The organism is Micromonospora sp. DT43, assembly GCF_049841645.1.
Lineage (GTDB): Bacteria > Actinomycetota > Actinomycetes > Mycobacteriales > Micromonosporaceae > Micromonospora.
This window is the reverse complement of the sequence record NZ_JBNCKR010000014.1, coordinates 1-15,152: the sequence shown is the minus strand read 5'-3', so window position 1 is coordinate 15,152 and position 15,152 is coordinate 1. Positions and strand designations below refer to the sequence as shown.

Below are 15,152 nucleotides of genomic sequence, written 5' to 3'. Positions count from 1 at the left end.
CAGTGCCCGCCGGTCCGGCCCACGACGCGGCGGAGCAGGCCGGCGATCCCGCGAGAGGGTCAGCAAGCAGCATCGGTGCCCTCTGACACCGGCGCCACCTCCCCTGCGTGGGCTCGTCCTGCGGGCGCGGCGGACGCCCCGCCGGGAGGAGGACGGACGCGGTCACCCGACGCCGCCGGAGCGCACAAAACGTTGGATCTATATTGGCACCGGTCGATCGACATCGTTGACGCACCCGATCGGGCCTCCGTATACTCCAAATGATCATCAGATCTTTAGCCTAGTCGGGCGAGGAGCGCATGCCGCAGATCACTGGCGTCACCGTCGAGGACGTCCGCTTCCCCACCTCGCTGACCGCTGACGGGTCCGACGCCATGAACAAGGACGGTGACTACTCGGCGGCCTACGTCGTCCTGCACACCGACGGCGTCGACAGCGCCGGCGCGCCGCTGGCGGGTCACGGCCTCACCTTCACCATCGGCCGGGGCAACGACATCGTCGTCGCGGCGGCGGTGCACCAGGCCCACCGCCTGGTCGGTCTGGACGTCACGACGATGGCCGCCGACATGGGTGCCGTCTACCGCCTGCTCACCTCCGACTCCCAGCTGCGCTGGCTCGGACCGGAGAAGGGCGTCATCCACCTGTCGTTGGCCGCCGTGCTGAACGCGGCGTGGGATCTGGCCGCCCGACTCGCGGCCAAGCCGCTGTGGCGGCTGCTCACCGACATGTCCCCCGAGCAACTCGTCGACATCGCCGACCTGCGCTACCTGTCCGACGCGCTGACCCGGGACGAGGCGCTGGCCATCCTGCGCGCCAAGCAGAGCACGAAGGCCGACCGCCTCGCCGAGTTGGCGCGCACCGGCTACCCGGCGTACACCACCTCGGCGGGTTGGCTCGGCTACGGCGACGACAAGCTGCGCCGGCTGTGCCAGGAGGCCGTCGACTCCGGCTACGGCTACGTCAAGCTCAAGGTCGGCGCCGACCTCGAGGACGACATCCGGCGGTGCCGGATCGCCCGCGAGATCCTGGGCCCGCACCGCAACCTGATGATCGACGCCAACCAGGTGTGGGACGTCGACCAGGCCATCGAGTGGGTCAAGGCCCTCGCCCAGTTCTCGCCACTGTGGATCGAGGAACCGACCAGCCCGGACGACATCCTGGGCCACGCTGCCGTGCGCCGTGCCGTCGCTCCCGTCGGCGTCGCCACCGGCGAGCACTGCCACAACCGGGTGATGTTCAAGCAGCTGTTCCAGGCCGAGGCCATCGACTTCTGCCAGTTGGACACCGGCCGGCTGGCCAGCATCAACGAGATCGTCGCCGTGCTGCTGCTCGCCGCGAAGTTCGACGTCCCGGTGTGCCCGCACGCCGGCGGTGTCGGGCTCTGCGAGATGGTCCAACACGTGTCGGTGCTCGACTACGTCGCGATCTCGGGGGACCTCACCGACCGTGTGACCGAGTTCGTCGACCACCTCCACGAGCACTTCACCGATCCGTGTGTCGTCCGGGACGCCGGCCGGGGCAGCGGTTACGTGCTGCCCAGTACGCCCGGCTACTCCACCCGGATGCACCCCGAGTCGATCGCGCGGTACCGGTTTCCCGACGGCCTCTACTGGGCCGCGGCGGAGCCGGCTACGGTGTCATCTCCGGAGCCGTACGTCATCGCGGGTGGGGCGGCCACCCCCGCCGGCCGCTAGGAGGTGTCATGTCCCGCACCGACGAAGTGGTGAACGGCATCAAGCGGATGATCCTCGAGGGGACGTTCAAACCCGGGGACCGGCTGCCCATCGAGAAGGATCTCGCCGAGTCCCTCGGCGTCTCGCGGGGATCGCTGCGCGAGGGGATGTCGGCGCTGTCCATCCTCGGCATCGTCAACATCCGCCAGGGCGACGGCACGTACGTCACCAACCTCGACGCGCCGCAACTGCTGGCCCCGATGGGCTTCGTCGTCGACTTCCAGGGCCAGGGCGACGGGCGGCACATCCACACCGTCCGCCGTCTGCTGGAGTGCGAGGCCGCCCGGTTGGCGGCGACCAGGATCACCGACGAGGCCCTCGCCCAGGCCGGTGAGCTGCTCGACGAGGCGGCCCGGATCGCCGGTCGGTCTCCGCAGGACCATGAGCGGATCATGGAAATCGACATCGCGTTCCACCGGATCATCGCCGCACACGCCGACAACCCGGTGCTCGTCGGCCTGATCGAGGCGTTCGCCGGGCGCACCCTGCGGGGGCGGCTCTGGCGGAGTCTGCACGAGGAGGGCGCGGACCGGCGTACCCACGACGAGCACGTGGCGATCCTGAGGGCCCTCGTGGCGCGCGACCCGGAGCGGGCCCGCACCCGGATGGCCAACCACCTGATCGGTGTGGAGGAGTCGCTACAGGGGCTGCCCGACGAGGCGGAGGCAGGCGTCGACGCGCAGGCGCAGTGATCGCCCGCCCGCTCCGAGCACCGGCGGAACCGATGCCGGTCCACCGCGCTCGGTCACGGGCGGGCGACAGCCGTCACCGCTAGCTAGTCGCGCTCCGCGCCGGTGCTTCCGGTCATCGCCGCGACCAGGTCGTCGGTGGTGACCTCGTCCGCGCGCAGTCGAGCCGCCCGTCGGCCGAGGCGCAGCACCTCCACGCGGTCGGCGATCTCGAGCACCTGCGGCATGTTGTGGCTGACCAGCACCACCGACATGCCGGCATCCCGGGCGCGCCGGACGACGTCAAGCACCCGCCCGGTCTGCACGACGCCGAGCGCGGCGGTCGGCTCGTCGAGGATCACCACGTTTGTCGCCCAGATGATGGCGCGGGCCACCGCGACGCACTGCCGCTGCCCACCGGACAACATCGCGATCGGGGTGGTGACCCGGGGGATCCGCACACCCAGCTCGTCGAGGGCCGCGGCGGCGCCCTGGCGCATGGCGCGCTTGTCGAGCAGCCCCAGCCGACCGAGCGGCCCGGAGCGCAGGATCTCCCGCCCGAGGTAGAGGTTGGCGGCCACGCTGAGGTCGTCGGCGACGGCGAGATCCTGGTAGACGGTCTCCACCCCCGCGCGCCGGGCGTCGACAGGCGTGGCGAACTGGACCGGACGTCCATCCACCCGGATCTCGCCCTCGTCGGGCGGATGCACACCGGACAGGGTCTTGATCAGCGTGCTCTTTCCGGCGCCGTTGTCGCCGATGAGCGCGACGACCTCGCCCCTGTGGACCGTGAAGTCCGCGCCACGCAGCGCTTCCACGTGGCCGAACCGCTTGACGATGCCACGGGCTTCGAGGACCGGCGGCCTGTCGGCGGCCGGCTGGCTGTTCTCGGTGGTGGCCGTCGCGGCGGTGGCCATCACTGCACCGGGGGGTTGGCGCAGCTGGGCTCGAGCACCGCCTTGATCTCGGCGGAGTCGATGTTCTTCTTGGTGACGAACGTGACCCCGGTGTCCGCCGACGCCAGCGGCGCCTTGTCCCGCAGGTGCTTGACCATCTTGTCGACGCCGAAGTAGCCCATCTTGAAAGGGTTCTGCACGACAAGCGCGGAGATCTGGCCGCTCCGCAGCCCGGCGACCTCGTCCGGGGCGGCGTCCCAGCCGATGATGACCACCTTGCCGGACTTGCCCGCCGCCTGGATGGCCTGCGCGGCGCCGAGCACACTCGGTTCGTTCGCCGCGAAGATGCCGGCGAGGTTCGGGTTCGCGGTGAGGATGTTCTCGGTGACCCGCCGGGCCTCGTTGACGTCGCTACGGCTGGGCTGTTGGCCGACCAGCTTCAGATTGGGGAACTGCGCGAGGCCGGCCTTGAAGCCGTCCACCCGCTCGGTGTTGGTCTGCGACCCGGGCTGGAACTCGACCAGGGCGACCTGGTGGTTGCCGGGGCCGAGTTCGGTGGCGAGCAACTTGGCCGCCTCGGTGGCCGACGCACGGTTGTCGGTGGCGAAGAGGGGCACGCCCGACGGCTGCGGGCTGGTGCCAGAGTCGATCATCGCGACCGGGATCTTCGCGGCGAGCGCCTGGTCGGTCGCGGGCGCCAGCGCGCTGGAGTCGGTCGCCGCGTAGACGATGCCGTCCACCTTCTTGGTGACGAAGTTCTGGATGAGGTTGACCTGGCCCTCGACATCGGTCTCGGTGGTCACCCCGTCCCACTGGACGGTGACGTCCCCGGCGCGCTGCGCGGCGCACTCCGCGCCCGCCTTCACCGTGTTCCAGTAGTCGGCGCCGACGGCCTTCGGCACGACGGCGAGCTTCAACGGACCGCTCGCGTCCTTCGTCGCCCCGTCGCCCCCGTCGCGAACCTCGACCCCGCTACAGGCACTGAGCAGGGCGGTCGCTGCGGCTGCGGCCAGAACGGCCCGTACAACCAGGATCGACCGTCGCGTCCGCCGGCTGGTGGTGGTGTGCGCCATGGTGTGTGTCCTTCCTCGTTCGGACTCTCGGAATGGCATGTCAACCCCGTGATTCCAGCCGCCGACGGCGGTACTGGTCGAAGTAGACGGCGGCCCAGATGATCAGGCCGACGATCACCTGCTGGTAGTGGATGCTGATGTCGAGCAGAACGGCACCGTTGCGGACCAGTGCGATGAGGAAGGCGCCGATGATGGTCCCGACGATCCGGCCCTGCCCTCCGAACAGGCTGGCGCCGCCGATGACCGCGGCGGCGATGACGTCGAGTTCCAACGAGATGCCGTAGTTCGGCTGGCCGGAGTTGACCCGGGAAGCGGCGATCATGCCGCCCAGACCGACAAGCACACCCGCCAGGACGTACACGTAGGTCAGATGGCGGCCCACCGCGACGCCCGAGCGGCGGGCGGCCTCCAGGTTGGAGCCCATCGCGTAGGTGTACTGGCCGAAGCGGGTCTGCGAGAGCAGGAACGCCACCCCGACGGCGACCACCGCGGTGATCACCACGGCGAACGGGATACCGATGATCTCCCCGTTGCCGAGCAGCTGGAACGACCGGGGCAGACCGTAGACGCCGACCGCCCCGGTCATGATGAAGACCAGACCCCGGCCGACCGACATCGTGCCCAGCGTCGCGATGAACGGGGGAATCCGGGCGACTGTCACCAACAGCCCGTTGAGCAGCCCGGCCAGGGCGCCGACGCCGATCGCGACCGCCGTCGCCGCCAGGAGCGGGAAGCCCAGGTCACGGACGACCATCGCTCCCGCCACACCGGCGAGCGCGGCGACCGAACCGACCGACAGGTCGATGCCCCGGGTGATGATGACCATCGTCTGCGCGGCGGCGATGATGGCGATCACCGCGGTCTGCGCGCCGATGTTGAACAGGTTGTCCGCCGTCAGGAAATAAGGACTGGCGAAGCTCAACGCGATGAACAGGACGACGAGCGCGGTGGCCGCGGTGAACTCGGAGAGCGCGTGGGAGATGCGCTCCCGCAACCAGTCGTTGAGCGCGCCGCCCTGGGCGTCCGTCGTTGCCTCGACCGCACTCATCGTCGGACCCGACCTTCCTCCACTGTGTTCCCGGCGCCACAGGCGTCTGCGCCGGTGAACAACACACTCCTCAGCAACCGGACCTCCCCAGGAAGTCACCCACGGGCCGCACCCGCAGCGCCTCGTGCGATAGATCGGATGTTTCCCGCGATCAGGCGTTACCTTGCCATGGTCACACTCATGTTGCCAAGGTCTTACCGCCATGTTTTGGCATCGTCGCAGCCCACTTCGGACTGCATACGTCGGACCAAAACCCGGCCGCCTGCCACCGGCCGCCGCGTGCGCCCCGCCGGGAGCCGGCCGGCCCGCCCCGTCGTGCCGTTCCCCGCTGGCGGTAACGCCCGACGACCGGCCCGCACGGGCGCCATCGCCGCAGACCCGCGCCGCCGGGCCGCCGCTCATCTTGAGCATGTTATCGATAACATGCTATGTTCCGCCAAGGAGTCGAGGGCACATCCCTCCCGTTCGGAGTTACCGACACCTCGAAGGGCATCGGGTCCCGCGACCCGGTCGACGGTCGGTGACCTGTCCGAACCACACCTGTCCGGCGTACGCCTGATCCCGCGTCCGCGGTCGCTCACTTCGTGACGTCCGCCCTCAGGCCATCGCTGTTGGCAACCGGTCCGATCGCACCCGGGTCCCTCCACCCATCCCGAACGGATCGCGACGGGCCGCCCACCACCGGTCGGGCAGGCCGACCCCCCGCCTCCGGCCGCCACCATCTCGAAAGGCAGAACCCCATGGACAAGATCCCCGACGAAGACGCACCACGACCCCGGTTCCGGGGTCGTCGGGTGCTGGTACCGCTCGCTGCCACCCTCGCGGCCGCCGCCGCGACGGTGGCGATGACCTCCGCCGCCAACGCCGGCACCACCCTGGGCGCCTCGGCGGCCGAGAAGGGCCGCTACTACGGCGCGGCGGTACCCGCCTTCAAGCTGTCGGACAGCCAGTTCGCCAGCATCGTGAACCGGGAGTTCAACCAGCTCACTCCCGAGAACGAGATGAAGTGGGACGCCACCGAGCCGCAGCAGGGCCGGTTCACCTACGGCGGCGGGGACCAGATCGTCGCCCACGCCCAGTCGCACGGCATGCTGGTCCGCGGTCACACGCTGCTGTGGTACCAGCAGCAGCCGGGGTGGGCGCAGGGCATGTCCGGCACCGCGCTGCGCAACGCCGCGATCAACCACGTCACCCAGGTCGCCACCCACTACCGGGGCAAGATCTACGCCTGGGACGTGGTGAACGAGGCGTTCGCCGACGGTGGCAGCGGCGGACGTCGCGACTCCAACCTGCAGCGCACCGGCAACGACTGGATCGAGGCGGCGTTCCGCGCCGCCCGCGCCGCCGACCCGGGCGCGAAGCTCTGCTACAACGACTACAACACCGACGGGATCAACGCGAAGTCCACGGGCATCTACAACATGGTGCGCGACTTCAAGTCCCGCGGCGTCCCGATCGACTGCGTCGGCTTCCAGTCCCACCTGGGCACCACGGTGCCCGGTGACTACCAGGCCAACCTGCAGCGCTTCGCCGACCTCGGCGTCGACGTGCAGATCACCGAACTGGACATCGCCCAGGGCTCCAACCAGGCCAACGCGTACGCCCAGGTCACACGGGCCTGCATGGCCATCGCTCGGTGCACGGGCATCACCGTCTGGGGCGTGCGGGACAGCGACTCGTGGCGCGGCAACGACAACCCGCTGCTGTTCGACCGCTCGGGCAACAAGAAGGCCGCGTACACCTCGGTCCTCAACGCCCTGAACGCCGGAACTCCCATTCCGACCACCGCGCCGCCGACCACCCCGCCGCCGACGACGCCCCCGCCCACGACCCCGCCGCCGACCACCCCGCCGCCCACGACCCCGCCGCCGACGGGTAACGGGTGCACGGCGTCGGTGTCGCTGAACTCCTGGAACGGCGGCTTCGTCGCCACCGTCAAGGTCACCGCCGGGTCGACGGCCCTGCGGGGTTGGACGGTCCGGGTCACGCTGCCCTCGGGCGCCGCCGTCACCAACACCTGGAGCGCGCAGGCCAGCGGCTCGTCGGGCGCGGTGGACTTCCGCAACGTCGACTACAACGGCCAGGTCGGCGCGGGCGCCAGCACCGAGTTCGGCTTCCAGGGCACCGGCGCCAGCCCTTCCGGCGCCCCCATCTGCACCGCGAGCTGACCCGTCCCCTCTCAGCTCACCCCCGGGCACCCCCGGGGCGTCGCGGACGTACCGCGCGCCCCGGGGGTGCCGTCCTATTCGGACGTGCCGGTATCGACACCCGTCCGCGAGGCGAGATCCCGACGGGGCCCGGCCTCGGCCGTCAGTTCAGGTGTTGACGGAGGATGGCCGAAGCCGTGCCGGTCAACGAGGTGCCGGAGGTGGTCGCGTCGACCAGCCGCCGGTAGGCCGGCCCGACGGCGACGTTCTCCCGGTCCATCAGCACACCGAGCGCCCGTTGGACGAGGTCGCGGCAGCGCAGCGCCTCCGCGAGCCCCGCGAGAAGCTGCTCGCTGCCCGCGTCCAGCCGAGTGGTCGCCGCGGAGTCGCCGGTGTAGCAGGATTCGACCCGCTGAATCAGCGGTCGCATGGCACTGGCGTCGCGGGCGTAGAGGTTCAGCCCGGCGATAGGTGCGCCGCTGCCGGCGAAGAGCGGGATCGACAGCGACGCCCGAACGCCGTACCGCCAGGCCACGTCCCGGAAGCCGGGCCACACCACCACGCCGGCCAGATCGGGCACGCCGACAGTCGTTGCCGAACGCAGCGCCGCGAGGCAGGGCCCACCGTCCTCCGCGTACTGAGCAAGGTCGATCTCCTCGGCGGCGTCGGCGCTTGCCGCCTCGGTGCGCGGACCCCCCGCCGCCGACACGGTCACCGAGGCGAAGTCGACAGGACCCACCACCGCCGCGCTCAACGCGACGATCGTGCGCAGGTGCGCCGGCAGCGCCGGAGACTCGTCGGGCAGGCCGGCGAGGGCGAGCAGCGCCTCCCGCAGGGCCTCGGGCGACTGCTCAGGCGTCGGCGACAACGGGCTATCTCCCTGATCGACGGAACCCACGCTCACACCCGAGCCCTCTGGACCGCCCTGGCGACGAGGGCCTCCGCCACCTCACGCACCTTGCGGTTGGTGTCCTGGGAGATCTTCGACAGCAGCGCGAACGCCTCGTCGGGCGTGCAACGCCGCTCCCCCATGATGATCCCCTTGGCCTGCTCGATCACCGCGCGGCTGCGCATCGCCTCCTGCATCTGCTCTGCCAGGGTGGCGGCGCTGTCGTACATGTGGGCGTTGGCGAGCGCCACCGCCGCGTACGCGGCGAAGTGTTCCGCGACCGCGACCGCCGGCGGGTCGAAGGCGTTCGCCGGGCCGCCGTAGACGTTGAGGGCCCCCACCACCGACTCCTGGATCGGCAGCCCGATCGACAACGAGCTGCCCACGCCCACGGCACGCGCCCGCCGCGCCCACTGCGGCCAGCGCTGCTCGACTGTCATGTCCGGCAGGGAGATGGTGTCGCCGCTGGCGGAGGCGTCCAGGCACGGACCCCGTTGCTGCTCGTACTGCCACTCGTCCAGCTCACGGGCCAGGTCGCCGGTGAACGCGGCGGTCCAACCCAGCTGAGCCCGGACGAGGGTGACCGAGACCTCCCTGGCGCCGGGCACGGTCCGGCTGGCCAGCGTGGCCACCCGGAGCAGCATGTCGTCGAGGCTGATCTCGTCGAGGCGGATCCGGCTCAACTCGGCCAGGGCGTGGGTGGGGTCCGCTGTCGGCTCGCTCATCGCCGACGTCCGTGTCGGCCGGCGCCTGCCGGCAGGTGAGAGTCGCGCACAGCTGGTCACCCCGTCGGATCGTGGCAGCGTCTCGTCGCATGGCCGCCGTCGACGACTCCCTACCCCGTACGGCGGCGACTCACACCGCAGCAGGCCGGCTCAGGCGTCGAGGCAGGCGCGGACGGCAGCGGTGAGCCGGTTGGCGCGCTCGTCGCCCGCCCCGTACATCTGGTTGACCACGTAGCCGAACCCCACCTCGTGGTCCGCGTCGGCGAAGGCGAGGTTGCCTCCGGCGCCGTCGTGGCCGAAGCTGCGCTCCCCCAGCAACGGCCGCGCCGGCGGAGAGTGCAGCAGGAAGCCGCTGCCCCAGCGCTGACCGGTGTCCGGCGGGCCGTGTCGCTGCTGACCCTGCGAGCGGACGACCACCGCGTCGTCCACCGACGCCCGCCTGAGCAGGGGCCCGCCCCGCAGGTCGGACACGCAGGCCGCGTAGAGCCGCGCCAGGCCATCCGCGGTGCTCACCGCACCCGCGCCCGGGATGCCGGCGGCCTGGATGGCGGGGTCGTTGAAGCTGACCAGGCCGTCGGCGTCGGCGGGAAAGGCGAAGGCGCCACCCATGGTGATGCCCCGTTCGGCAACGGGGTCGACGAACGGGTCGGCGTCCGACAGTGGCGCCAGTTCCCAGGCGACGGTGTCGCGCTCGCTGGCGGGCAGCCCGAGCCAGGTACGCAGTTCCAGCGGTCGCGCGAGGGTGTCGTTGAAGTACGCGCCCGGTAGCTGGCCGGTGACGCGGTGGATGACCTCGCCGACGAGCCACCCGTACGTCATCGAGTGGTAGCTGTGCTCGGTGCCCGGCTGCCACAGTGGCGTCTGCGCCTCGATAGCCGCGATGACCGGATCCCAGGCGAGCACCTCGTCGAGGGTCAGGGGCCGGTCCAGGGCCGGCAGACCGGCCTGGTGCGTGAGCAGCTGGCGTACGGGGATGTCCGCCTTGCCGTGCTGGCCGAACTCCGGCCAGTAGCGCGTCACGGGCGCGTCGAGGTCGAGTCGCCCCTGCTGCGCCAACAGGTAGGCGCAGATCGCCAGGATCCCCTTGGTGCAGGAGAAGACGACGGCCGGGGTGTACGCCGTCCAGGGCCGTCCGGTGCGGGTGTCGGCCAGCCCGCCGTACAGGTCGACGACCTTGCGGCCTCGCACGTAGAGGGTGACCGCGGCGCCGACCTCGCCCCGGGAGGTGAAGTTGTCGCGGAAGGTGTCGGCGACGCGCCCGTAGCGTTCGTCGACGTCACCGTGGATCTGCGGCTGCGTGGCCACTACCTATCCCTTCAGTGAGCCCTGGATCAGGGCCTTGATGAACTGTCGCTGGAAGATCAGGAACACGATGAGGGTAGGCGTGAGGATCAGCAGCGATCCGGCGCACAGCAGCACCAGGTCGGTGCCCCACTGACCCTGAAACGCCCCGAGCGCGCCGGCCATCGTACGTTTGGTGGCGTCGTCGACGAGGACGATCGCAAGCAGGAACTGGTTCCACGTCCACAGGAACATCAGGATCGTCAGCGACGCGATGGCCGGGCGGGCCAGCGGCACCTGAACCCGCCAGAACAGCTGCCAGGTGCTGCTGCCGTCCACCCGGGCGGCCTCGGACAGCTCGACCGGCACGTTGGTGAAGTGGGCACGCATCCAGAACACCGCGAACGGCATGTAGAGGCCGATCAGCGGCAGGATGATTGCCCACCGGGTGTTGAGCAGGCCGAGATCCTGCATCTGGTAGTAGAGCGGGGTGACCACGGCCTCGAACGGCAGGGTGAGGCCGAGTAGCAACAGGCCGAAGACGAGCCGACCACCGGGCACCCGCAGTTGACCGAGCCCGAAGCCGGCCATGGTGGCGATGAGCACGGACACCGGTACGACGCCGGCCACGATGAGCAGGCTGGAGCGCAGCAGCGCGCCCATGTTGGCGGCGGTGAACGCGTCGGCGAAGTTTCCCCACTGCGGGTCGGACGGCCAGGCCAGCCCGTCGGGCACGGTGCCGCGCGGTTGCAGCGCGGCCGAGAGCATGCTCACGAACGGCAGCAGGGTGACGAGGATCAGTGCGATCAGGAAGACCCGCCCGGTCACCTGCTCACGTCGGCTCAGGTTCACGGCTTCTCCTTACGGGTCAGTCGCTGGATCGGCAGCACGAACGCCAGCACCAGCAGCATGAGCACGACGGCGAGCGCCGAGGCCAGTCCGACCTGACGCTGCGAGAAGGCGAGGCGGTAGATCTCCAGGCCGGGAACGGTGGTCTGCAGACCCGGGCCTCCGCTGGTGGAGATGTAGACGATGTCGAAGCTCGCCAGAGCCGCGATGATCGTGACGGTGAGGCAGACCCCGATCTCCTGGCGCAGGCTGGGCAGGGTCACCGCGAGGAACTCACGGACCGGCCCCGCGCCGTCCAGGCGGGCGGCCTCGTAGAGCGCCGGATCGATCTTGCTCATGCCGGTGACCAGCAGGATCGTGCAGAGACCGAGCAGGACCCACGCGCCGATCACCCCGACAGCGGGCAGCGCCGTGTCGAAGTCGCCGAGCCACGCGCGCGCGACTCCCCCCAGCCCGAACGCGCGCAACACCTGGTTGACCAGACCGTTTGTCGAGAGCAGCCAACTCCACGCGATGCCGGCCGCCACGAGCGGGATGACCTGGGGCAGGAACAGGATCGTCCGGACGACGGTCCCGAACGCGCCGGTGGTGATCCGGCGGACCATGCTCGCCACCAGCAGACCGAGCGCGACCGGGATGAGGCTGAAGAAGATGATCAGGATGATCGCGTTGGAAATGATCTTCAGTAGGTCGCTGTCGGTGAACACCGTGACGTAATTGTCCAGGCCCGCCCAGTGGGCCACCCCGATCCCGTTCCAGTCGTAGAACGAGTACTGGACGGTCAGCGCGAGTGGGCGTAGGACGAAGACCGCGTACATCAGCAGAGCGGGCAGGACGTACAACCAGCCGGTCCCGGCCGCGCGGGCCCACCGGCGTCGGTGGGCCCGCGCGGACGTGAGACGGGCGGGACGGACCGTCGGCGGCGCCTGGTCGTCCCGCCCGCCTGGTGCGCTGCCGAGGGCAGACGTCATCGGGACAGTTCCTTCGCGTACTCGGCCTGGACCGCCTTGACGTACCCCTCGGGCGTCTGCTGGCCGGCGACCAGCTTCTGCATCTCCGGCGTGATCGCGGCGGCGAAGATGCCGCCGGTCGCGTTGGCGGTGAAGTCCACCGCGCCGTTCTCGGCCCCGAGCTGCTGCGCCGCCTTGAGGGTCTCGGCCAGCACGGTGTTCGGGGCGGCGGCCGGCACCGGAAGGTCGCTCGGACCACCCGGGCTGGACCCGCCGACCGTCACGGCGATCTCCCGCGCCTTGGCGTCGGTGTGCACCCAGTTCAGGAAGTACGCGGCGGCGTCCGGGTTCTTGGCCTTCGCGGAGACGCCGAACGTGTTGGGAGCGGACATCGCGACGTGCTTGCCGCCGGCGGTCTCGGCCGGGAACAGGAAGAAGCCCACGTTGCCGGGCATCGCCTTGTCGAGGTTGGCCGACTCCCAGTCGCCGTTGAACATGAACAGGCCGTTGCCCTTCTGGAACTGCCCCACCATGCCCGCGTAGTCGAGGGCGTTGGCGTCCTTCGGGAAGTAGCCGGCCTGGGCCCACTTCTGGATGGTCTGGGTGGCCTTCAACGCGGCCGGGGTGTCGAATGTGGCCCCCGGCTTCTGGAAGATCCAGTCGGCGACCTGGGCCGGGTCGCCGAACTGGTTCTGCAGCGCCTGGTGCGGGAAGTTGATGCCCGCGGTGTTCTTGTTGAACTGCACGATCGGCTGGACCCCGCCGGTCTTGGCCTTCGCCAGCAGCTGCTCGAACTCGGCGACGGTGGTCGGCGGCTGGGTCATGCCGACCTGGCTGGCCAGCTTCTTGTTGTAGAAGACGCCTGTGACGCTGTAGCCGAGCCCCATGCCATAGAGCGAGCCGGTGCCCCGGGTGTTCTCGCCGACGCGCAACTGCATGAGCTGCGACGCCGGGAACTTGTCCCAGCCGTACGCGGTGACGTACGGGTCCAGGTTCTTGAGCAGGTCGTCCTTGACCAGGTCGACCATCGTGGGGAGCCGGATGATGTCGGGCGCGTTGTCCGAGGCCATCACACGCGGCGCGTTCTCCACGATCACCGTGAACTGGTCCTCGCGGATGGCGAACGTGACGTTCGGGTGCTGCTTGGAGAACTCGTCGGCGAGCGCCTTGGCCAGCGGGAAGCCGGTCTCCGCGTACATCTCCAGCTTGATCGGAGCGGTGCCCAGTTCGGCCTTGACGGCGGCGTCGGGCCCGGCCGTCGACGACCGGTCGGCTCCCGGCGCGCTGCACGCCGTAGCGGCGAGCCCGATCGCCAGCAGCGGCGCGAGGATCACCGCTCTGCGTCGTGGGAGTTTAGTCAGCAATTCTGCCATTTCATCGCTCCTAGATTCCTTCGCACGCCGCGCGACCCATGGCCGCGCGACGGCTCCACCGGGACCACCGCGACCGGATGAACAGCCACGACGAGTCACGTCGTGACGGCCGCCCGGTGGCGACAAACCTTCCGGCCACCAATGACCGTCAGCACGCGACCGACGGCGCCTCCCGACGCGTCAAAAGTGGTCGCTAAACTGATTTAGCAGAGCATGCGCGTGACACCGAGGGCTGTCAAGGACAACCTGGCAACGGTCCGGAAACATCGACGTCACACCACGATCGACCCGACCGGAGCCCGACTCCGGGCACCGACGCATCATGATGGGCGGGAGCGGAGCCCGTGGCGCCGCGCCTGATTCGGAGGACTGATGGGCCGCAACAGAGCAACCCTGGCCGACGTCGCGCGGCGAGCCGGGCTGTCCAAGACCGCCGCGTCGATGGTGCTCAACGGCAGGGAGGGCACGCGGCTCTCGGCCGAGGCACACCAGCGTGTGTTCGCCGCGGCCGAGGAGCTGGGCTACCGGCCCAACCTCGCGGCGCGCAGCCTGCGTACCCGCAAGACCGCGACCATCGCGTTCGTCTCCGACATCGTCGCCACCACCCGCTTCGCCGGCGGTCTGATCCGCGGCGCGCTCGACGCGGCCCGGGAGCGGGACCACGTGCTGCTCATCACCGAGACGCAGGGTGACGCGACGTTCGAGCAGTACGCCATCGAGGCCATGCTCGACCGACAGGTCGACGGAGTCATCTACGCGGCCATGGCCACCCGGCGGTTGACGGTGCCTCCGGCCATCCTCGGCCGCCCGGTGGTACTGCTCAACGCCACAAGCGCCGACGGCCTGCCCTGCGTCCTTCCCGACGACGACCGGGCTGGCCGCTCCGTCGCCGCCGCCCTGCTGGAGCACGGCCACCGCGACGCCATCGCGCTGATCGGCCGCAACAGGCTCAAGGAGGACGACCCGGAGGTCTCCCTCGCCGCCAGGGCTCGCCTGGGCGGCATCCAGCAGGCCCTGGATGACGCGGGCGTCAGCCTCCTCGCGGAGTGCTTCTGCACCGAGTGGCTGCCCGAGCACGGCTACGCCGCCATGCGCGGGCTCCTGAGCAGGCCGTCGCGACCCAGCGCGGTCATCTGCATGAACGACCGGCTGGCCTTCGGCGCGTACCAGGCGCTCGGCGAGGCGGGCCTGAGCGTCCCGGACGACATCTCGGTGATCTCGTTCGATGACGACCCGATCGCCGCGTGGCTACGCCCCAGCCTGGCCACCACGGCGCTGCCCCACGAGCAGATGGGGCGGCGCGCGGTCGAGCTGCTCCTCGACGGCGGCGTCGCCGAGCCGTCACTCGTCGCGATGCCGCTGCGCCGACGCCGGTCCCTCGGGCCCCCCGCCGCCCTCGTCAGCTAAACCGGTTTAGTGCTACGTTTCCGGCCATGCTCCGTCTAGCCCGTGTTTCATAAGGCTCGGAGGTACTGGTTGATGGCGGCGATGGTCAGGGTGGCTTCGTAGCGGACGGCCAG

13 protein-coding genes are annotated in these 15,152 nt (G+C 70.2%); 4 read left to right on the top strand and 9 right to left on the bottom strand.

Translation table 11 applies throughout. The annotated features are described in order from the left end of the window. The first annotated feature begins 299 nt into the window (after positions 1–299). Entirely contained in the window at positions 300–1,694 is a 1,395-nt protein-coding gene (locus ACLQ26_RS26605; protein WP_425747051.1) for an L-fuconate dehydratase, read from the top strand. 8 nt (positions 1,695–1,702) lie between these two features. Then, positions 1,703–2,425, top strand: coding sequence for a FadR/GntR family transcriptional regulator (locus ACLQ26_RS26600; RefSeq protein ID WP_425747050.1), 723 nt, complete (start codon positions 1,703–1,705; stop codon positions 2,423–2,425). Between the two features lie 83 nt (positions 2,426–2,508). Here ACLQ26_RS26600 and ACLQ26_RS26595 read toward each other — a convergent pair whose 3' ends face one another. From ACLQ26_RS26595 to ACLQ26_RS26585, 3 genes are read right to left on the bottom strand one after another with little or no spacing between them, the layout of a single operon-like run. Continuing rightward, the gene (locus ACLQ26_RS26595) at positions 2,509–3,318 is read right to left on the bottom strand and encodes an ATP-binding cassette domain-containing protein (protein WP_425747049.1); all 810 of its coding nucleotides are present in this window, start codon (positions 3,316–3,318) and stop codon (positions 2,509–2,511) included. Then, on the bottom strand, positions 3,318–4,370 hold the full coding sequence (locus tag ACLQ26_RS26590) for an ABC transporter substrate-binding protein (RefSeq protein WP_425747048.1): 1,053 nt from the start codon (positions 4,368–4,370) through the stop codon (positions 3,318–3,320). Before ACLQ26_RS26590 ends, ACLQ26_RS26595 begins: the two co-directional genes overlap by 1 nt. Before the next feature lie 40 nt (positions 4,371–4,410). Continuing rightward, a complete protein-coding gene (locus tag ACLQ26_RS26585; RefSeq protein ID WP_425747047.1) occupies positions 4,411–5,418 on the bottom strand; it encodes an ABC transporter permease in 1,008 nt (335 codons plus the stop codon). A gap of 740 nt (positions 5,419–6,158) precedes the next feature. Between ACLQ26_RS26585 and ACLQ26_RS26580 the strand changes: the two genes are divergently transcribed. Continuing rightward, on the top strand, positions 6,159–7,586 hold the full coding sequence (locus ACLQ26_RS26580) for an endo-1,4-beta-xylanase (protein WP_425747046.1): 1,428 nt from the start codon (positions 6,159–6,161) through the stop codon (positions 7,584–7,586). Positions 7,587–7,728: 142 nt separating this feature from the next. Here ACLQ26_RS26580 and ACLQ26_RS26575 read toward each other — a convergent pair whose 3' ends face one another. From ACLQ26_RS26575 to ACLQ26_RS26550, 6 genes are all read right to left on the bottom strand, one after another. Beyond that, positions 7,729–8,463, bottom strand: coding sequence for a hypothetical protein (locus ACLQ26_RS26575; RefSeq protein ID WP_425747045.1), 735 nt, complete (start codon positions 8,461–8,463; stop codon positions 7,729–7,731). Between the two features lie 2 nt (positions 8,464–8,465). Beyond that, the gene (locus tag ACLQ26_RS26570; RefSeq protein WP_425747044.1) at positions 8,466–9,179 is read right to left on the bottom strand and encodes a GAF and ANTAR domain-containing protein; all 714 of its coding nucleotides are present in this window, start codon (positions 9,177–9,179) and stop codon (positions 8,466–8,468) included. A gap of 150 nt (positions 9,180–9,329) precedes the next feature. After that, positions 9,330–10,484, bottom strand: coding sequence for a serine hydrolase domain-containing protein (locus tag ACLQ26_RS26565; protein WP_425747043.1), 1,155 nt, complete (start codon positions 10,482–10,484; stop codon positions 9,330–9,332). A 3-nt stretch (positions 10,485–10,487) separates the two neighbouring features. Then, the gene (locus tag ACLQ26_RS26560) at positions 10,488–11,312 is read right to left on the bottom strand and encodes a carbohydrate ABC transporter permease (RefSeq protein WP_354857223.1); all 825 of its coding nucleotides are present in this window, start codon (positions 11,310–11,312) and stop codon (positions 10,488–10,490) included. Next, the gene (locus ACLQ26_RS26555; RefSeq protein WP_425747042.1) at positions 11,309–12,280 is read right to left on the bottom strand and encodes a carbohydrate ABC transporter permease; all 972 of its coding nucleotides are present in this window, start codon (positions 12,278–12,280) and stop codon (positions 11,309–11,311) included. The genes ACLQ26_RS26560 and ACLQ26_RS26555 overlap by 4 nt, the downstream gene beginning before the upstream one ends. Then, positions 12,277–13,632 (bottom strand): ABC transporter substrate-binding protein, encoded by a 1,356-nt coding sequence (locus ACLQ26_RS26550; RefSeq protein ID WP_425747041.1) that lies wholly within the window; start codon positions 13,630–13,632, stop codon positions 12,277–12,279. The genes ACLQ26_RS26555 and ACLQ26_RS26550 overlap by 4 nt, the downstream gene beginning before the upstream one ends. Before the next feature lie 372 nt (positions 13,633–14,004). On the opposite strand from ACLQ26_RS26550, the gene ACLQ26_RS26545 reads away from it, so the two are divergent. Next, the gene (locus tag ACLQ26_RS26545) at positions 14,005–15,039 is read left to right on the top strand and encodes a LacI family DNA-binding transcriptional regulator (protein ID WP_425747040.1); all 1,035 of its coding nucleotides are present in this window, start codon (positions 14,005–14,007) and stop codon (positions 15,037–15,039) included. The last annotated feature ends 113 nt before the right edge of the window (positions 15,040–15,152 follow it).